This window comes from Mycobacterium parascrofulaceum ATCC BAA-614 (assembly GCF_000164135.1).
GTDB lineage: Bacteria > Actinomycetota > Actinomycetes > Mycobacteriales > Mycobacteriaceae > Mycobacterium > Mycobacterium parascrofulaceum.
Genome location: NZ_GG770559.1, coordinates 74,338 through 77,186, shown reverse-complemented (window position 1 = coordinate 77,186; position 2,849 = coordinate 74,338). Strand labels below are relative to the sequence as shown.

Here is a 2,849-nt window from a genome sequence, read left to right as displayed (position 1 = left end):
TTTTGGTCTCAAGCCAATCGCCTTGCACCATTTGGCATTCGCTGCCGACGGGCGTCGCGACGACCGGTAGCGCGGTCAACGTGTCACCCCATTTCTCGTGCGGCGTGAGCCGGCGCGCCCGAGCGGCATAGCGCAATCGGGACTTGACCGTTTCTTCGGCAATTCTGAGGTCCCCCGGAGTAGCGTCTCGCAGACGACGTCTTCGGCACGACTCGTGGGGCCCATCAATCGCAACGCATATCGTCACAAGACGGCGGCATGATCGTCGTCGCGAGCCGTCATCGCCGCCTGCAGTTCCGATCCGCCGATGACCCTTGGCACTCCATCACCTCCTGCTATGACACGAGTGGAGCACCTGGCAAGTTCACCAGCCGAAGCGTCACCACCTTGATCATCTACGACAGACCGATACGTAGATGTGCAATTTCATATCTGGTTGTAGTCACGACTGATTCGTCTGACTCCTCGGCAACGCATGGCCGAACGCGTTCATCGACGCGCGATCGGGTTGGCCGCTGACATGAGTAGCCGGCCGCGGCCAGGGCCGCATCACCTCTGGTCGTTGCCGGTGTTCCCGAATTAATCTACTATCTGTGTACATAGGTAGTAGAAAAGCATATGAATGGTTGGTTGTCGTCGGACCGATTCTGACGGGTCGCGGCGCAGTCTAGGTGGGCGATGCGGTTGGGCAGTATCGGTTTTTCAACCCCGTGGTCGCGTGGTGATCGGTGATGAGACGGAGGTAGCGCGGTGATGATGTCGTATGGCGGCGACAGCTGGGTTTGGTGTGGCGCGTTATTCAACGTGTTGGCGGTGGTGGTGTTTTTGGGTGTCATCACCGCGGCCGTGGTGCTTGCAATGCATGTTAGCGGCGCGGGACGCAGCGGCCCGTCGGCGGGAGCGGACGGCGGTTTTGGTCGGGCCGGGCACGTGCCGCCGTCGCCTGGTGCGCGGGGCGATGCGGAAGAGGATGATTTCTACCACCCCGCGATGTAGGCGGGCGAGATGCGGTGACCGCGCTAGTTGATTGACCGGGGACAAATGATTGAGGTGTCCGGGAAGATATCAGATGGGTAGGCTCACCCTGCGCGCTGGGCTAGCGGCGCTGGCCGCCAGCGCGGTAGCCGGTCTGGGGTGTGCGCTGCGCGGTGTGCCGGTGCCACCGGTGCTGTATCCGGTTGACCGACGGCGGCGTGAGGGGTGCCAGTGCGACCAACATGAGCGGTTATATGGAGATGTTCCGCCAGCACAGGCGACCAATCGCAGGGTCGAGGAGATCCCCGGTGGGGTACGTACCACCACCGAGTCGAACTCGCCGGATCTGGCCTACCGACTGCATGGCCGCGTGTCGCGCGTCTGCTCCCATCTTGACCACGGCGCGGAGTTTATTCGGTAAGAGCTCGACCCTGCCGACGCTGTACCGCGACGCCGGGGGCGACTGCCGCCAGTTGACGTTGACACCCGGGGGTCGTCATCGCCGTGAAAACCTCTGATCCCGCATTGGCCGGCGCCATCCGAGCTCATGCGGGCGAGGTGAGCGGCTTCGTGCACGACGGGATGCCCGCGATGATGGAGGGCATGATGGGGGTCGGGCGGTATGATGGGACCACCGTAGCGGCCCGCGACCACGAGATGACTTTGAACCAATACCGCTGCGAAGCAGTGATATTCGACGCGGTAAAGGCAGGATCCGATGCCCCCCGTAACGGTTACTTGCGTCGGTTTCGTCTGGCTAGCCGCTGCAACGCAGCACGCAAACGCGCGGATTCCTCGGGACTGATCTGTTCGAGAAAGTGGCTGAGCACCAGTTCGGAGCTCCCCCCGGCGTCAAACACCTCGCGCATGAGTTGGGCACTGTGTTGCTCGCGGGTCAACGTCGGCCAGTACCGGTAGGCCTTGCCGTCTCGCTCACGCCCCAGCCACCCCTTGGTGTGCAGGTTGTCCATGGTCGACATCACTGTCGTGTAGGCGATCTCGCGTTCAGCGGCCAGCTCGTCAAAAATCTCGCGGACCGTCGTCGTTGCATTCCGGTCCCAGATGCGGTCCATCACCACCACTTCCAACTCCCCGAACCCGCGCACCTGCACCGTCACCCTCCGATCCGCCCAGCATTCCGACGCCGGTCACCGTCATACACTAACTACGTACACACATAGTAGGTTACCCATGGCCCACATACAATGTCGGATGTCTGACCACGACGGGGCGGCAGAACGCATCCACATGGTGCTGGCATGTCGATTCCTGGCGTTGGGAGACCGTCGAACGTGATTGTTGCACCGACGCAACACTTTTGATGATCTGCGTCAGATTTGCCAGAAGCGCGCTGACCAACTCAGCCGGCCCGTGCGGGCGCGTCCGAGGATATGGGAATGCGTCGGAATGAACCGCAGCCGAGCGTAGGAGAACCGGTCGATCTGTTCGATCCCGAAACCGGCGGCTGCTATCGCTGCCCGGTATTTCGGTTGGGTGACAACGGCCGCCCACACGCGACCACCGCGGGGTGTTCGCGTCGTGCAGCATGCCGAACACCACGTGATTAGCGCGCGTGCTAGTAGAACCCGGCTCGGCGCGGGGCTTAAGCACCCCGCCGGATCTTGGCCAACAAGTCGCCAACGTCCGACGCCGAACACTGCACCAACGATGAGACCGCCGCGTCGCAGCTGGCGTCGCCGACGAGAAGTGCGGTCCCATGGCCAGCGACCACTTGCGTGGGCACGCTCCCCGTGTCGGCGGTGGCCTCGGGCATTGTGCGCAACGTGTCGTCGGACTCGCCCGCTGCCATTTCGGCGGCGGTGTCGGGTTACGGTCTGATACACGCTTATTCGGTTACGGAGAAACAAGCGCAG

Annotated in this window: 2 protein-coding genes; one reads left to right on the top strand and one right to left on the bottom strand. The window is 62.6% G+C overall.

The annotated features are described in order from the left end of the window. The first annotated feature begins 753 nt into the window (after positions 1–753). Entirely contained in the window at positions 754–996 is a 243-nt protein-coding gene (locus tag HMPREF0591_RS26000; RefSeq protein ID WP_007171729.1) for a hypothetical protein, read from the top strand. Between the two features lie 713 nt (positions 997–1,709). On the opposite strand, the gene HMPREF0591_RS25995 is transcribed toward HMPREF0591_RS26000, so the two are convergent. Beyond that, a complete protein-coding gene (locus tag HMPREF0591_RS25995; protein ID WP_040624088.1) occupies positions 1,710–2,087 on the bottom strand; it encodes a BlaI/MecI/CopY family transcriptional regulator in 378 nt (125 codons plus the stop codon). Between the last annotated feature and the right edge of the window lie 762 nt (positions 2,088–2,849).

Coding starts and splice junctions, on each gene's coding strand:
- HMPREF0591_RS26000 (WP_007171729.1), top strand. CDS start 754: ATGATGTCGTATGGCGGCGACAGCTGGGTTTGGTGTGGCGCGTTATTC.